This is a genomic window from Paenibacillus sp. FSL M7-0134 (assembly GCF_038007865.1).
In the GTDB taxonomy this organism is placed as follows: Bacteria; Bacillota; Bacilli; order Paenibacillales; family Paenibacillaceae; genus Paenibacillus; species Paenibacillus polymyxa_B.
Genome location: NZ_JBBOXV010000002.1, coordinates 965,642 through 982,330 on the forward strand (window position 1 = coordinate 965,642; position 16,689 = coordinate 982,330).

Annotated in this window: 15 protein-coding genes and 1 riboswitch; of the genes, 14 read left to right on the forward strand and 1 reads right to left on the reverse strand. The window is 47.1% G+C overall.

Going from position 1 to position 16,689, the window contains the following annotated elements:
- Nucleotides 1–4 precede the first annotated feature (4 nt).
- The 11 genes from NSQ58_RS19885 (at nt 5) to NSQ58_RS19935 (ending at nt 13,731) form a co-directional block, all read left to right on the forward strand.
- Nucleotides 5–1,384 carry a lipopolysaccharide biosynthesis protein gene (locus tag NSQ58_RS19885; protein ID WP_013309157.1) on the forward strand — a complete coding sequence of 460 codons (1,380 nt, stop codon included), beginning with the start codon at nt 5–7 and terminating at the stop codon, nt 1,382–1,384.
- A 22-nt stretch (nt 1,385–1,406) separates the two neighbouring features.
- Nucleotides 1,407–2,246, forward strand: a complete 840-nt coding sequence (locus tag NSQ58_RS19890) for a glycosyltransferase family 2 protein (RefSeq protein WP_023987421.1) — start codon at nt 1,407–1,409, stop codon at nt 2,244–2,246.
- Complete coding sequence (locus NSQ58_RS19895; protein ID WP_023987422.1) at nt 2,233–3,420, forward strand: glycosyltransferase family 4 protein; 1,188 nt, start codon at nt 2,233–2,235, stop codon at nt 3,418–3,420. Before NSQ58_RS19890 ends, NSQ58_RS19895 begins: the two co-directional genes overlap by 14 nt.
- Nucleotides 3,417–4,565, forward strand: coding sequence for a glycosyltransferase family 4 protein (locus NSQ58_RS19900; protein ID WP_028543108.1), 1,149 nt, complete (start codon nt 3,417–3,419; stop codon nt 4,563–4,565). Before NSQ58_RS19895 ends, NSQ58_RS19900 begins: the two co-directional genes overlap by 4 nt.
- 28 nt (nt 4,566–4,593) lie before the next feature.
- Nucleotides 4,594–5,694 carry a glycosyltransferase gene (locus NSQ58_RS19905; protein WP_023987424.1) on the forward strand — a complete coding sequence of 367 codons (1,101 nt, stop codon included), beginning with the start codon at nt 4,594–4,596 and terminating at the stop codon, nt 5,692–5,694.
- A 5-nt stretch (nt 5,695–5,699) separates the two neighbouring features.
- Complete coding sequence (locus tag NSQ58_RS19910) at nt 5,700–7,028, forward strand: UDP-glucose dehydrogenase family protein (RefSeq protein WP_028543107.1); 1,329 nt, start codon at nt 5,700–5,702, stop codon at nt 7,026–7,028.
- Nucleotides 7,029–7,285: 257 nt separating this feature from the next.
- On the forward strand, nt 7,286–7,432 hold the full coding sequence (locus NSQ58_RS19915; protein WP_155613653.1) for a hypothetical protein: 147 nt from the start codon (nt 7,286–7,288) through the stop codon (nt 7,430–7,432).
- 255 nt (nt 7,433–7,687) lie between these two features.
- A complete protein-coding gene (locus NSQ58_RS19920) occupies nt 7,688–9,064 on the forward strand; it encodes a sugar phosphate nucleotidyltransferase (RefSeq protein ID WP_013309163.1) in 1,377 nt (458 codons plus the stop codon).
- Between the two features lie 154 nt (nt 9,065–9,218).
- A riboswitch (cyclic di-GMP riboswitch) is annotated at nt 9,219–9,300 on the forward strand.
- Between the two features lie 13 nt (nt 9,301–9,313).
- On the forward strand, nt 9,314–10,894 hold the full coding sequence (locus NSQ58_RS19925) for a glycosyl hydrolase (RefSeq protein ID WP_341058096.1): 1,581 nt from the start codon (nt 9,314–9,316) through the stop codon (nt 10,892–10,894).
- 48 nt (nt 10,895–10,942) lie between these two features.
- Nucleotides 10,943–13,237, forward strand: a complete 2,295-nt coding sequence (locus NSQ58_RS19930; RefSeq protein WP_076295005.1) for a hypothetical protein — start codon at nt 10,943–10,945, stop codon at nt 13,235–13,237.
- A gap of 311 nt (nt 13,238–13,548) precedes the next feature.
- A complete protein-coding gene (locus NSQ58_RS19935; RefSeq protein ID WP_025720481.1) occupies nt 13,549–13,731 on the forward strand; it encodes a hypothetical protein in 183 nt (60 codons plus the stop codon).
- Nucleotides 13,732–13,784: 53 nt separating this feature from the next.
- Here the strand turns inward: NSQ58_RS19935 and NSQ58_RS19940 are convergent, their stop codons facing one another.
- A complete protein-coding gene (locus NSQ58_RS19940) occupies nt 13,785–14,153 on the reverse strand; it encodes a helix-turn-helix domain-containing protein (protein ID WP_023987431.1) in 369 nt (122 codons plus the stop codon).
- A 327-nt stretch (nt 14,154–14,480) separates the two neighbouring features.
- Between NSQ58_RS19940 and NSQ58_RS19945 the strand changes: the two genes are divergently transcribed.
- From NSQ58_RS19945 to NSQ58_RS19955, 3 genes are all read left to right on the forward strand, one after another.
- The gene (locus NSQ58_RS19945; protein ID WP_023987432.1) at nt 14,481–15,230 is read left to right on the forward strand and encodes a YveK family protein; all 750 of its coding nucleotides are present in this window, start codon (nt 14,481–14,483) and stop codon (nt 15,228–15,230) included.
- On the forward strand, nt 15,211–15,897 hold the full coding sequence (locus NSQ58_RS19950; protein WP_023987433.1) for a CpsD/CapB family tyrosine-protein kinase: 687 nt from the start codon (nt 15,211–15,213) through the stop codon (nt 15,895–15,897). Before NSQ58_RS19945 ends, NSQ58_RS19950 begins: the two co-directional genes overlap by 20 nt.
- 85 nt (nt 15,898–15,982) lie before the next feature.
- Nucleotides 15,983–16,681: a sugar transferase gene (locus NSQ58_RS19955; protein WP_023987434.1), complete on the forward strand. Its 699-nt coding sequence runs from the start codon at nt 15,983–15,985 to the stop codon at nt 16,679–16,681.
- Nucleotides 16,682–16,689 lie beyond the last annotated feature (8 nt).

The window sequence follows — 16,689 nt, forward strand, 5'->3', positions numbered from 1 at the left end:
GGCTGTGCAAAACTTACAAGCATTATCCGCACCTGTCCGGACACTATGGTCCACGGTGATTCGGTTTGCCAAAAGCAAGGATAACAGCTCTGCAGCAGTAAAAACGATGATATTCAGTATGCTGATTCTCGTCGTGAATATGCTGACTGGTGTGCTAACGGCACGATTCCTGGGTCCTACTGGACGCGGGGAACAGACAGCGATGGTGAACTGGTCCCAATTTCTCGCCTTCTGCATGAGCTTCGGTGTCCCATCTGCATTAATTTACAATGCGAAAAGGAAACCGGAGGAAACGGGCAAGCTGTATGGTCTGGCCTTGCTGCTGGCTACCATGTTCGGGGGCTTGGCGACACTCGTCGGAGTTTTTCTAATTCCTTATTGGCTGCGCTCTTTTTCTTCATCGGTCATACTTTTCGCGCAGTGCTCCATGATGATGTGTCCGCTCATAGCGATTTCACAGATCAATAATGCATTGCTTCAAGTTCGCTCGGAATATAAGCAGTACAATTTATTCCGGTATCTGGTACCGCTAAGTACACTGCTGGGTCTGGCGATTCTGATCTTAACCGGAAATATGAATCCGTACACCTCGGCATTGGCCTATTTACTGCCGGGCTTGCCGATTTATATTGGTGTCACGATACGAATGATTCGGCTGTACAAACCAAAGGTAAAGAACAGCTGGACGCAATTTAAAAATCTCTTTACCTACGGTATGGGTTCATACGGAAATGATCTCATGGGGCAGGTTTCCACTTATATTGATCAGATTTTGATTGCGGGTCTGCTCAGACCCGCTGATCTCGGTTTATATGCAGTAGCGGTCAGCTTGGCCAGGATGGTGAATGTATTTTCTACCTCGATCATTGTCGTGCTGTTTCCCAAAGCCTCCGGTCTGAATAAGGAAGAGGCGGTGGCCATAACATTTCGGGCATTTCGAGTGACATCAACGGCAACCTTTCTGGCTGCGGTGATGCTGATGCTGATTGCTCCGTTCGTATTTACATTGTTATATGGTCAAGAGTTTAAACAAGCGCTTACGGTATTCCGGTTCCTGGTGCTTGAGGTTGCTATCAGTGGGGGAACCATGGTGCTGGCACAACAATTTATGGCGTTGGGTAAGCCCAAACTGGTTACCATTCTACAGGGTGTCGGATTGGCGCTCGTCATTCCATTGCTGTCCATACTCGTACCGAAATATGGATTGACGGGTGCAGGGATAGCAATGCTGTCTTCGGGGATTCTACGGTTCATTTTCATTTTATGTAATGTTAAATTCGTTCTAAAAATGAAGATTCCAAGACTGCTTATTTCCAAACAAGATTTTCAATGGCTCCGATCAACGATGTCACACTACATCCGGAAAAAGCCAGTTAACGGTTAGATAAAGAAGGAGGCACCCGCTAATGAACCACATGTCTAGCGTTCCCGCGGACAACCGGATATCCGTAGTTATTATCGCTCAGGATGATGGCACTCGAATCACAGCCGCCATTAAATCCTGCAAGCCCTTTGCGGACGATATCGTCGTCATTGACGGAGGGAGCAAGGACAATACGATTCAGGTAGCTGAATCCTTGGGCTGTCGGGTGTTTTCCAACCCGTGGCCCGGTTATGCCAAACAGCGCATGTTTGGTGTTGAAAAAGCGGAATTTGATTGGATATTCCTGATTGATACGGACGAAGTAGTGGATGCAGAGTTGCTTGGAGACTTGTTGAAAGTAAAGGAAACGCTCCACGATCCGGCCAAAGCATATTCCGTATTCCGGATTGGAGATTTTCTCGGCAAATGGATGAACAAAGGCGAATACCTGGTTCGTTTGTACAATCGGCGTATTTATGGCATTACGAATAGTCTTGTTCATGAAATGCCGGATGTAGCCTCTTCCCAGATTGTCAATCTGGAGGGCGTGTTATGGCACTACGGCTTCCGCAGCATCAGTGATCATATGACCCGTTTTAACAAATATACAGATCTGGAAGCAGAGACGGCATTTAACAAAGGAAGATCCTTTCGGATTACCAGACTGTTGTGGCGGCCTCCTGCCCGCTTTGTGCAGAAGTATTTTGTCCAAGGCTTATACCGCAAGGGATTGGCGGGTTTTGCCGTAGCAGTATTCTGGGTGATGTATGAGTTTCTCGTCTGCTTCAAGCATTATGAGCTAACCAAGCGGCGAAAAAAGATAGAAATCGTGGATGACGGACATACCGAGCAGAAAGGAGAAACCAGCTATGTCGTACAATAACGGATTTCGTATTGCGGCAACGGGGCTTAGCTGGCCGTCCTTGCAGCCAGGAGGCCTCAACACATATTTCAAATCCATCTGTGAGCAGCTTACGTTAGAGCGCAATACGCTGGATGCTCTAATCTGTAGTGACGAGCAGCCGCAGGCGCCCGACCGTATTCGGATTCATTCGATTGGCAGCAAGCAGCAATCCATGTGGAAGCGTCGAGAGCTAATGCAAAAATATGCAGCAGAGCTGTTTGACAAGCAACCGACGGATGTACTGTATTCCCATTTTGCTCCCTATGGTGTCGGACCGGCGCTGGAGGCGAAAAAAAGAGGAATTCCGGTAGTTACCACCTTTCACGGACCGTGGACGGAGGAAATGAAGATTGAAGGACAGGGCATCAAGCATTTGCTAAAAACGACGTTGGCTAAATCCATTGAAATGAAGGCCTACGGATTGGCGGATAAATTTATAGTGCTAAGCGAAACCTTTCGGGATATTTTGCATGAGCACTATAAGGTTCCACTCAGCAAAATTCATGTTATTCCTGGTGCGGCGAATGTAGAAAGGTTCCACCCGGCAGAGGATCAAGAAGCGGTGCGGAAGCGCCTGAATTTGCCGCAAAATGCGACGATTGTGCTCACCGTTCGTCGTCTTGTTAATCGAATGGGACTGCTACAGCTACTGGAAGCATGGCGACGAGTAACCGAGCGTCATCCTGATCATGTGTTGCTGATTGGAGGGAAGGGCCCCTTGATGGAGGAATTGGCTTCCAAGGTGGCGGAATACAATCTTCATAACCATGTAAGGCTGCTCGGTTATGTGTCAGATGAGGAGCTTCCACTGTACCACCAAGCATCGAATTTGTTCGTTGTACCTACACAGGCACTGGAAGGTTTCGGTCTGATCACAGTGGAGGCGATGGCCTCGGGACTGCCGGTGCTGGCGACTCCTGTGGGTGGCAATAAGGAGATTTTAAGAGGATTCCGTCCCGAGCTTTTGTTCAAGGGAACGGATAGTGAAGCCATTGCTGAAGGGTTGCTGCGTGTGCTGGATCATCGTGAACTTCTACCGAATGCAAGGGAATGCCGGGACCATGTCCTGAGCAGATATACATGGGGACATGTAGCGGAGCAGGTGGAAGAGGTGTTCCGACAGGTCCTTGATAGAAAGGCGGCGGCGAAATGATGAGAGTAGCTTATATTGACCATACGGCAAGATGGAGCGGCGGCGAAGTCGCTTTGTATAACATACTGACGAATATCGGGGAACATATCGACCCGCTCGTTATTTTGGCAGAGGAGGGCGATTTAGCAGATCGGCTTCGGCAGCGTGATATTGATGTGCGCATCGTTCCATTGGACGATTCGATTCGCAATCGGGGACGGAATGCCGTGAATCTAGGTGCGCCTGCAGCAGCTTTTCGTTTGCTGGCTTACGGTAGAAAACTTGCGCCCTTGCTGCGTGAGGAAAAGGTCGTGTGCGTTCACACGAACTCGCTCAAGTCTGCACTGTATGGTACAGTAGCCGCCAAATCGGCGAAGCTGCCCTTGATCTGGCATATCCGTGACCACATCGGTCCGCCGTATCTGAAGCCGATTGTGGCCAAAGGGATTCGGCTGATGTCCCGCTTTTTGCCCAACGGAGTGATTGCAAATTCCAAATCCACGCTGAGTGCGTTGGAGTTACCCCCGGACAAAAAGACGCTCGTCGTTTACTCTGCTTTTGCCAAAGCAATTACAGCACGTGACACGGCTGCGGATTCACGTGGTGATGACTCGTTTAACGTCGTATTGGTCGGCAGATTGGCGGAATGGAAGGGACAGCATATTTTACTGGAAGCGGCACGCTCCTTTTTACCGGATCAGCGCGTGAAATTCTGGCTGGCTGGAGATGCGTTGTTCGGAGAAGAGGAATACAAGCAACGATTAGAGTCCACGATGCGCGAATACGGGTTGGCTAACGTCAATCTGCTGGGACACGTCGATGACATTCAAGGCCTGATGCAGCGTTGTGATTTGCTGATTCATACCTCTATTACACCAGAACCATTCGGTCAGGTCATTATTGAAGGCATGGCTGCGGGTCTCCCAGTGATTGCTTCCAATGAGGGTGGACCCAAGGAAACGGTGGTACCCCATGAAACCGGGCTGCTTATTGAACCGGGTGATCCGGCTAAGCTGGAAGAAGCCATCCGCTGGATGTTGGAGCATCCACAAGAACGTCAGCAGATGGGTGAGAGAGGGATGGAACGGGTCAAAAAGCATTTTGTCATCGAGAACACAGTTAAGGATATAGTTCATTACTATAAGGGTTTGTTGGCAGGAGTCTGACCGACATTCGCGTTAAAGGATGATTCAGATGAAAATAGCGATAGCACACGATTACTTAATCCAAATGGGCGGAGCGGAAAGGGTAGTAGAGGTATTCCACGATATGTATCCGGAGGCTCCTATCTTCACAACGGTGTTCAGCGACGACCGCCTGTCGCGTAACTTGAAGGATGCGGATATTAGAGCCACTTGGCTACAAAAAGTCCCAGGGGTGAAGGACAACTTCAAAGGAGTGCTGCCGCTGTATCCCATCGCTATACGTGATTTTGATTTTAGGGATTTCGACATTGTTTTAAGCTCCAGCAGTGCATTTATGAAAAGCATCCAGGTACCCAAACATACGTTTCACATTTGTTATTGTCACACACCGATGCGGTTTGCCTGGGATTACGATACATATATGGCCCGGCAGTCCAAATCCAACCTGCTCAAAAACATGCTCAAGCTGTACATGAACCGGTTGAAAACATGGGATGCCAAAACTTCTCGCAACGTAGACCAGTTTGTTGCCAACTCTTCGGTTGTTAAACGAAGAATTTTGCACTATTACCAAAGGGATTCGGATGTGATTTTTCCACCTATTAATACATCCCGTTTTAAACGCGCTACAAACATCGGTGACTATTACCTGATCGTATCCCGATTGGTGTCCTACAAGCGCATCGATCTCGCGATCGAAGCATTCAAACGTAACGGTCTCAAGCTGCGCATTGTGGGTGAAGGACCAGACCGTAAACGACTCGAAGGTATGGCTGCCCCGAACATTGAGTTCCTCGGCAGGCTTGAGGATGAAGAGGTTAACAAGCTGATGGCAGAATGCCGAGCGCTCGTTTTTCCGGGTGAAGAGGACTTCGGTATTACGCCTTTGGAGGCGAATGCGGCCGGACGGCCTGTCATCGCTTTTCAGGGTGGGGGAGCGCTGGATACGATTGTTCCTCATGTGAACGGCGTATTTTTCCGCAAGCATCAAGTAGAGGATGTGCTGGAGGCCGTCGAAAAGGTTGAGCAACATGCATGGAATGTGGACGATATCATTACCCATGCCCGCAAATTTGATGAAGAAAACTTCAAGGATCAATTAAAAAAGTATGTAGAACAAGCCTATGTGAACTTTCTAAAAGGAGGATGAACGGAATGAAGCTGGCTGTAATCGGTACTGGATACGTTGGACTCGTCTCGGGTGTATGTTTTGCGCAAAAAGGTAATGAGGTGATTTGTGTCGATCTGGAGCAGCACAAAATCGACATGTTGAACCGGGCAGAATCTCCGATTTATGAACCGGGTATTGAGGAATTGATCGCGTTGAATCTGGAAGCGGGCCGGTTGGAGTTCACCTCGGATTTGGCCGATGCGGTACGCCGCTCGGATATCGTAATTTTGGCGGTAGGTACGCCTTCTCTGGCTAACGGCGAGGCGAATTTGTCGTACATTGAACAGGCGGCCGCTGATGTTGGGAAAGCCATGAACGGGTATAAGATTATTATGACCAAGAGTACTGTACCTGTCGGAACGAACGAAAAGATTAAGGACGTGTTGGCTCGTCACACGAGTTTGTCTTTCGATATCGTCTCCGCGCCGGAGTTCCTGAGAGAAGGCTCAGCCATCAATGATACGCTTCATCCGGATCGCATCATTATTGGTTTGGACAATACAGGATTGCGTGAAACCATGGTCACTCTGCATCAGGTCTTCACGGATAAAATCTATGTGACGGATATCCGTAGTGCTGAAATGATCAAATACGCGTCCAATGCGTTTCTGGCAACTAAAATTTCGTTCATTAACGAAATCGCTAATATTTGCGAAAAGGTTGGCGCCGATGTAACCTGTGTGGCTGACGGTATGGGTATGGACAAACGGATTGGTTCCTCTTTCCTACAAGCAGGGATCGGGTATGGTGGCTCTTGCTTTCCAAAAGACACAAATGCGCTTATCCAAATTGCAGGTAATGTAGACTATGAATTTAAGTTGTTGAAATCGGTGGTCGAGGTGAATACCGACCAGCGCTTTATGATTGTATCCAAGCTGCGCGAATCGCTGGGTCAACTGAACGGTGTGTCCATTGGCATTTGGGGCCTCGCTTTCAAGCCAAATACAGATGACATCCGCGAAGCTCCAGCACTGGAAATCGTAGAAACGCTCATTCAGGCAGGCGCTATTGTCAAGCTGTATGATCCTATTGCGATGGATAAATTCAAGGAGCGCGTGGATCACCCGAATATTGTATGGTGCTTGTCCCCACAGCAAGCTGCTGAAGGTAGCGACGCTGTGTGCCTGTTGACCGATTGGGAAGAGTTCAAAAAAGTTGATCTCGTACAACTGGCCTCCATTCTGCACAAACCGGTTCTCATTGACGGTCGTAACGTATTCGGTGAGGAACAGATCCAAGGCTCCGGGCTGGAATACTACTCCGTGGGTCGTCCGCGGATGAGTGGGTGGAATCGGGATAAGGTGGAAGTTTAAACGTGACAGATTAAAAAGTGACTGTGGCGGGTTGGAGGCGCTGCGCGTTCCATTCGATCTTCCGATCGCTGTTGCAGTGGGATTCTTTGGATTATATAAAACATTCCAAGGTAAGAATCCCACTGCAAAGGCGAACGCTAGCGCTTCTCCAGATTCAAATGGACCGCTCCGCTGCTTTTCCAGCATAGAGTCACAGTTTTTAAACCCCCACCTTATGGGGTGGGAGTAGGAAGGGCGTATCGGAAGGAGCGGCGCGGTTGATGCCGCTCCTTCCGATCAAGCGGCGCTGCGCCGCCCCTGTGGAGCAAGCACTACCATGCGGATACGCTATGCTGCTCCTGCGACGCAAAGACGCCATTGCTGTTGCCGAAGGCGTGAGATTTTTACAGGCTGACCGGACTTAATAATGTCCGGTCGTGCCTTTTGCACCACAAGGTATGATCGATATGATGCATTTTTTGAGTAGCGAAGGGTTGGATTTGAATCTGGAGAAGCGATAGTGTTCGCCTTTGGACCGGGATTCAAACCTTTATACGATTTTATACAATCGAATGAATCCCGGTCCAACAGCGATCGTAAGATCAAATCCAGCCTGTAGCGGACTACTCAACCCTGCCCCATCCGATCACCCATACATTATAGAGAGGAAGTGGAGAGTTATGAAGCTCGTACTTTTGTCTGGTGGTTCCGGTAAAAGATTATGGCCTTTGTCCAACGATTCCCGTTCCAAACAATTTTTGAAGGTACTGGAGAGCCCGGAGGGGATTTCGGAATCCATGGTACAGCGGGTATGGAGACAATTGGGAGACAACGGATTATCAGAATCCTCGTTTATTGCGACAGGGAGAGCACAGGTCGAAATGATACAGAGTCAGGTCGGGCCGAATACGCGCATTATTGTTGAGCCGGAACGCAGAGACACCTTTCCTGCGATTGCGCTGACAGCGACTTATCTATATTCCATTGCAGGTGTTTCACCTGATGAAATTATAGCCATATTGCCTGTAGATCCTTATGTTGAGGATGCTTTCTTCGCTTCCGTAGCCCAGCTGGAACATACGCTTCAGGAGAGTGAAGGCAAGCTTGCTTTAATCGGGGTTGTCCCTTCCTATCCTTCAGAGAAATATGGTTACATTATTCCGAAAAACGATGCCACTCAAGGTAGCACAGGCTACCGTGAAGTGAGCCATTTTCAAGAGAAACCCGACCGGGAGCAGGCGGAGCGTCTGATTGAACGCAATGCTCTATGGAACTGCGGGGTTTTTGCATTCAAATTAAGTTATTTGCTGGATATCTTGGCATCCAAGGGGTTGCCGCTTAATTATGAAGAAATGCAAAAGCAATACGCATCTCTGGAAAAAATCAGCTTTGACTATGAAGTAGTCGAGAAGGAAAAGGACATCGTAGTTCTTCCGTATGATGGTTTTTGGAAGGATTTGGGTACCTGGAATACGCTCACAGAAGAAATGTCTAATCAACAAGTGGGCAGAGGTGTAGTAACAGAGGATTGCGTCAATACGAGTCTTATTAACGAGTTAGACATTCCTGTGGCGATCATTGGAACGAATGATCTGATTGTAGCCGCTAGCCCGGATGGCATTCTTGTGACCAATAAGGCAGAAAGTCCTCGCATTAAGGAAGTGCTCAAGGCTCATGATCAGCGTCCAATGTATGAAGAACGTCGTTGGGGGCAGTATCGGGTTGTGGATTATGTCAAGTATGACGAGGGTAACGAGGTATTGACCAAACGAATCCGCGTACGGAAAGGCAAAAATATCAGCTACCAGCTTCACTTCAAACGAAGTGAAATCTGGACCATTATTAGCGGTGAAGCGGAAATTATTTTGAATGAGAAGCTGCACAAAGTGAAGGCTGGTGACGTAGTACGTATCCCTGAAGGGACGAAGCATAGCATTTTGGCTGTGACCGATGTGGATTTTATTGAGGTGCAGACTGGCTCTGAGTTGGTTGAAGAGGATATTGTCCGCTTTTGTATGGATTGGAATGAAATTTCCCGTCACCAATTTATCTCCTAATTATTTTCGTAAAAACGAAAAAAGACGAATTCATGAAAATTCATAGCCTAAACTGTCGAAATTGGGCGAAAACCTGTAAATTCATGAACATGACCTATTAAATTTTGGTAAAAAAAAGTCGATACTTAGGGTAAGAAGGAATCCAAACTCCTTCCAACGATAAACGCAGCCCTGTCGAAAGGCAGGTACGCAAAGCTAAAGGGCCTTCCAACAAGGATGGCAGCCTGGCTACCGAAAGGAAGAGCGAAAGTGAGATTCAATTTTATTCCTCTGTATCGACTGATACGTCATGTACTCCCCGTTGTTATGCTTTTTTCATTGTTGCCCGTCGGTTTTGGAGATTCTCTGTCGGTGGCGAATGCCGCTTCATTACAACCTGTTAATTCGGACGCTTCTACTCAGGCCCGTGAACTATACAATTATTTACTCAACATCTCAGGGAAAAAAATAGTCACCGGTCAGCATGATTATTTGGAAAGTCCAGATGAATTAAGTAACAAGGTCCAAAAAATCAGTCAGGCATATGTTGGTGTACACGGCTATGAGATGGGAGCTATCTCTGGTCAATCTGACGCTACGGAAGCAGCACAACGTAAAAATGTCGTCGATAGTGCTATCCGTTGGGACAGATCCGGTGGTATTGTGACGATGACTTTTCATGAAGCGCTACCAGGTAGGCCACTGACTTGGGCCAATGTACAGGCGAAAGTAAGTCAGGCAGAGTTCAACAAATACGTGACTCCAGGTACTGCGCAGTATAACCTCCTCATTGCCGATCTGGATAAGGTCGCTGTATCGTTAAAGCAGCTTCGTGATGCAGGGGTTCCGGTTTTGTGGAGACCTTACCACGAAATGAATGGTGACTGGTTCTGGTGGGGAAACAAAACTAATTTCAATCAGCTATGGAATATCATGTATGACCGTTTTACAAACACACATCAATTGAACAATCTGCTGTGGGTATGGAGTCCGAATGCGCCCAATTCGTATACTGTCCCGTATACCCCAAAATACCCGGGGGATGACAAAGTGGACATTTTGGCAGTAGACATTTACAACAATGATTTTAAGCAAAGTCATTACGAAGGTCTGCTCGGGCTGGCACGGAATAAGCCGATTGCCATTGGGGAGCACGGTGAGATGCCTAGTTCTGAGGTATTGCAGGCTCAACCTAAATGGGTATATTCCATGACTTGGGGCAAGATGCTGACTGAGAATAACACAACAAATCAAATTCAGGATTATATGAATGATTCGAAGAGTTTGACGCGGGATGATGTGAAAAATGGGCTGGCAGCAATCGAACAACCTGGGACAGACGTACCGACCTTACCGGACGAGGGGCAAAGTGAGCCTATCCCGGCTCCGACTCCGGCTCCTCCTTCCGTTCCTGATGTGGTATATGTGAACGGGCTGCAGGGCGAATATTTTAACAATATGAATTTGAGCGGAAGTCCTGCTTTGATCCGTACAGATAGCAAGCTGGACTACAACTGGCGTGCCAATGCAGCTGATCCAAAGGTGAATGCCGATCAGTTCTCGGTTCGCTGGACGGGTAAAATCAAACCGCAATATAGCGAGACCTATACGTTCACAACGATATCCGATGACGGTATCCGTGTATGGGTAGACGGCAAGTTGGTTATTGACAGCTGGTTCAAACAAAGCTGGACAGAGCGTAAAGGTAGTATTACTTTGGAAGCAGGCCAACTGGTAGATTTAAAAGTGGAATACTATGATGAAAAAGGCGATGCGATGGCACGTCTAATGTGGGAAAGTCAGCATGAAGCGAAAGCGGTGATTCCCGGAAACGCTTTGTTTCTTCCTTGATTGATACTCTTTCCCGGTCAAAAAATTTGAGGAGAGAGGGTGGATCATATGATAAAAAAATGGTTATCCCATAGGTATACAGTAGTTTTATCTGGACTACTAGCGGTCGTAGCTATAGCGATGATCGCTTGGTTTATATACACGCCTTCAAAAAGCGCAGAATTGCAGACGGATAAAGTAGCGGCTGCCAGTCCAGTATGGAAGCTGGGTCAGAGGGATGACTCTTCAGCGGAATTCAAAGGTGTGGTCGGTAGGGATAATATCGATATTTCTACAGCAGCTGCCTCTACCGAATCGTCTGCTAAAGGATCATTGTCAGCATTGTCGGAAGCAGAGAGTACAACAGTTCCGGTATTGCTCAGCAGTGGAGATATTCCTCCCGGTTTGAATGCGTCCACGAACCCTGAACTGACACTCCAGTATAAGTTGAATCAGATTCCTCCCAATGGTATGATATTCCGTGTTCGGATTTTGGATGCGGGCAAAGCAGTCCCGCAAATGGCTGTATTTTCAAATCATCAGCTGTCCGGTATTATTCAGATTGCCGGGGTTTCCGGTACTGGGAGTACTTATAATTTCAAAAACAACTACGAGCTGTATATACCCAAAGAGCAATTGCAAAGCGGTGTTAACGTACTCAAGCTAAAGACAGCGCGCTGCCTATACTGCTCCTCTGCAGAAGATAAAAATGTGTGGTGGACTTGGGATGACTTGAGCTTGGAGACGTTAGCTTCACCTGCGACCGAACCGGTACACGGTAAATATATACTGACCGGAACAAATGTGAACAATAAAGAATTTTATTATGATCAGGGTGCAGTTAAGCATTTACCATACGTTCTCAAGTGGCTGGGCATTGCTTATAGTGGCAACGTCATGAGGGTCACCTGTGCCAGTAATGTGGGCAAGGCCTGTACAGACGTGGATGATTACTATCAAACGTTAAAGCAGTATAATATGCAATCGTCTGCTTTGTATTTATATACAGGTGATATTAAGCTGCAAAAAGATGGTTCTCTACCAGAGACGGCCAAGCAAAAGTTGCGCGATTATGTAAAAAAATACGGTTCTTATCTTCAATATTATGAAGTAGATAATGAACCTGGATTATTTAATCGCTCCAAGGCGGTAAATCTGGCTGTGGCCAAGTGGTTGAATACAGAAGGCAAGCAATTGGCACCGCATCTCAAAACCGTAGCACCGGGCTGGGCCTACTGGCCAACGTACTCTACTAAGGCATGCAAAAATCAAACCAGTGGTACGCAAAAATGCGGTGACCCAGATGGATGGGAACGGGACCCGGCGCAACGTAAACAGCTGGAGGAAGTCACCGACCTGACCAATGGACACGCCTATGGTGAATCGTATAATGAAGAGGGCGGGGGCAGCTTCGTCCAAAATTTGAAAACCTTCGGCGGTTCGAGCAATGGACTGGCGAAAAAGATGCTGAACACAGAGTTCGGTACCAATGATACGCATCGAGACAATCCAGATTACGGGGCTAGTCAGCCACAAGCAGCTGCATTCGACCGGATTATGCGTTCGCAAATTGGGTTTGCCGATATGTTTATCCAGCACGCTGCTTTTTATAAAGATTATACGCTGTTTAAAACAGGCTTCGATCTGCAAAGTCATAACCCGGCCAACACAGAAATTTATCCGTTCGGGCAAGGACAGGACACCCGCGTTAAGATCATGAGACGCTTGAGCTTAGCCTATGCCACCCATGGAAAACCTCTGACTTATACAGTGCTGAATCCAGAGGATACCAAGGATAAGATGGTGTATGTTCGTGCGGTGGATACGTCCAAGCTTAAACCGCTGGCAGGTAGCGGCGCTACTTCAGACAAATTGCTGGTGAATCTAGTGAATTTCGAAGCTACCACGCAGACAGTTCGTGTACGGGTAACGATGCCGAAAGCCGGTTTGTACACGGGTGAACGTTTTGGAGCGGGTTCTACTTACAGTCAGGCACAACGTTCCATATCAGGACTCAAGGCTTCTCCTGCCCTTGATTTTGAAGAAAAGCTGGGTCCTGGTGAAGCGGTACAATATATTTTGGAATTAAAAAGTACAGATCAAACCGCAGCTTCAGCTCCAACAGGGGTGAAGGCAGCCTCTGTTCAGGATGGGGCAGTAAAGATTAATTGGCTTCAGGCAGAAGGCGTATCTTCCTATGATGTGCTGCGTGCTGACGGGACCGACGGGGCTTATCAGGTGATTGCCTCGCAAGTAGCGGGAAGCACGTATACAGATCGGACGGTAAAAGCCGGAGGTCACTATGTCTACAAAGTTCGGGCGACCGGAGGCACTCAGGTTTCCCAGGCAGCCGAGGTCGCTTAATATTAGATCGGAATGTATATAGGACCTTAGATAACGAATACCTAACATCATTTCGAATTAAAACAAAAAAGAACCTATCAGGAGAAAATAGGACCTGACAGGTTCTTTTTTGTTGGAAAATCGTTCTGATTTGCCAATACTTTACGTATAATGAAGAAAAAAATAAGAAAATCCTTTTATATTCTCGTCATAAGACGACAACATTGCAGGTATGTATTCATATATAATAGTTTTGTTCATGACTATACATACATGGTTTGTGGGAAATCTCTTTCCGGTGACCAAGAATAATAAAGCGAGGTTAGTGCTGAATGAACAAGGAGACAGAATTAGGGGTGAACAACCCTCTTTTTCGAAACAACGTACAGAAAGCAGACAAAGCTGCCATCCACTTGGACATCCGGGACATCTTGCTCCAATGTGGTATCACGATACCAGAATGGCTAGAAAGCGACGCTGATGGAACCACATACCGGAAGGACAAGCGCGTGTAAATTCCAACGGCTGGTCTTACTTGAGCGAGACGTAAGGCAGTCGGCCGCGTTCTTTATTCCATCATTCGTTCCATTCGGACAAATGCAATAAAACGTTTGGCTTCTTCCTCAGACAAGGTGCGTCCGTCAATGGTCAGGTTGAAACGTCGCAGAATATCCTCGTCGGACAGTTCAAGCTGGTCCACAAATTCCCTCACATCTGAATCCAATATTGCCGCCGGATGGCTCGTACGTCCCACCAAGTAGTCAATCGTTACCCCAAAAATATCAGCGAGCTTGGTCAGGATCTCAAAATCTGGCTTGCGCCTATTTTTTTCATAGTGAGAAAGAGCTGCCCGCGTAATTCCGAGGGATTGCGCTAGTTCCTCTTGTTTTAATCCCTTATGTTCTCGTAATTCAGCGATGCGGGTGCCATAATTCATCTGTTTTTCCTCCTGAAGGCAAGGTTAAGAAAGGTAAAAAAGCAATTTTACGCTTGACAAGATACGTTTTGTATCATAAATTAGTTATGTAAGTTACATAACGTATCTTTATTTCATAGTTTTCACTTATGTCTTCGTTTATATACCCTAAGAGGCCACCGATGATTGAGCATTTTGTGCTTATTCGCTGGCTGGACCTTCTATGCGCTATTATACAACATTTTACTATAGATTAGAGGGTCATGCATCGTTCTTTTCCCCGTTATGCAGAGGATCAGTACAAGCGTTATTGCATCGAAAACAAGTCAATCAGGGAGGACTGGTCTTGTGCAGTTGAAAGAGTACATCCGTTTGATCCGTAAAAGAATGTGGTTGATTGGTAGCATCGTATTGCTGGTATGTACTGTAGTGGGCATAAAAAATGTATATTTTACCCCGCAGATTTACGAAGCTACCGCAAAGCTCATTATCAACCAGACGCCACGACCGGATCGTGCAGGTGTCGTTGATTACAGTGTAGTTCAAACGAATATAGCCTTAACGAACTCCTATAAGCAAATTATGATCTCCTCGGCGATTATGGATCAGGTGGTCGCCAGCTTCCCCGACCTTAAGGTCACTCCGTCAGCTTTGGCGTCAAAATTAAGAGTGAACACCGCAGGTGATTCACAGGTCATGGATGTAACAATCCGCGATTTATCGTATACGAAGGCTGTGAAAACCGTCAATGCGGTAGCCAAAGTATTCAAACGGCAAATCCCCTCTATCATGAAAATGGACAATGTCACCATCCTAAGCGAAGCCAGTCTGAATGATCCAGCAGTTCCCGTGAACAGTAATCCCGCTATACAGATATTTATTGCTTTTGCCACCTCTTTATTGTTGGGAATAGGCTTGGCGTTTTTGCTGGAGGTACTGGATGATACATTTAAGAATGAAGAGGATATTGAAAAAGAACTCGGTCTGCCCACCCTATCCCTGATTACGAAAATGAAAAAAGAAGATAAACGCTCCGACAGCTCCACTACAACTCCTAAACAGGTAGGTGAAGGGCAATATGCCGCGATTAATCAATAATCAGCTCGTTACATCCCTACATGCTCAGTCTTCCGTTTCGGAGGAGTACCGCATGCTTCGTACTAACATCCAGTTTTCTTCTATAGACGAGCCGATTGAGGTTATGATGGTGGCGTCCGCTCAGGCGGGTGAAGGTAGAACGGTCACGATTAGCAATTTGGCTGTAACCTATGCGCAAGAGGGGAAAAAGGTGCTGATTATGGATATGGATCTGCGTCGTTCCTCTTTGCACCATATGTTTGGTTTGCGTAATCACACGGGGCTGACACGGGTGCTTGCCAATCAACAGGCATGGCAGGATGTGGTTCAGGAAACCGGGATTGACCATCTGCATGCAATTACAGCCGGACCGAACCCGCCCAATCCGTCCGAGATGCTCAGTTCCCGCAGAATGAATGCTCTGCTGGTTGACCTAAAAGAACATTATGACGTGATCTTAATGGATACGCCGCCGTTGCTGTCCTTTCCGGATGGCTTAATTATAAGCGCTATGTGTGACGGAGTCATTCTGGTGGTGCAGGCAGGGAAAGTCAAAAAGGATATCGTCAAGAAAGCAAAAGCGAATTTGGAAAGAGTAAAGGCGCGCATTCTGGGTGTAGTACTTAATAATGTGAAGCGTTCGAATACCCGCGCCGAGCGGGGGATGGAGGAACGCAATCTGACATGAATAAAAAGGAGGAAAATGATAGTATATAAAATTCTTTTAACAATGTATAAATAATACTTATCAATAAGGAGCGAGGTGATGAGACGTGTCTTCTTCCCGCTCGAACGAGGCCGAAGTGCTGGGCGCGTCAGTGGATGTTTATTCGGTTGCTCATGGGCTTGAACGGCGGCAAGGATGGAACGTATACCCGTTCGTGAAGCGAAGCATGGATATTATATTGTCTTTCATTGGAATCATCGTGCTATGCCCAGTATTTCTGCTTGTCATTTTGCTGATTAAGCTGGAGGACCCAAAAGGCAGTGCAATATTTTATCAAGTACGTATTGGAAAAAACGAGCGGCCGTTTCGCATGATCAAATTTCGTTCTATGGTGTCTGATGCCGAAGCCAGATTGTCTGCACTGCTGGTGGAAAATGAAATTGAGGGTGCGATGTTTAAAATGCGGGACGATCCCCGAATTACCCGTGTGGGTCGCTTTCTTCGCAGAACGAGCATCGACGAGCTGCCACAACTGTTCAATGTACTACGTGGGCAGATGAGTCTGGTAGGACCCAGACCCCCATTGCCAAGAGAAGTCCATGATTACACAGTGAGAGATAAGCTGCGTCTGACGGTTACACCGGGCTGCACTGGTCTATGGCAGATCAGCGGTCGTAATCATCTAAGCTTTAACCAGATGGTAGAACTGGATTTGGAGTACATATCCAGACGCAGTTTCCGCACAGATATGATCATTATGCTGAAAACATTTCGTGTGCTGCTAGGCTCCAAGGATGCGTATTAAAGTCTTTC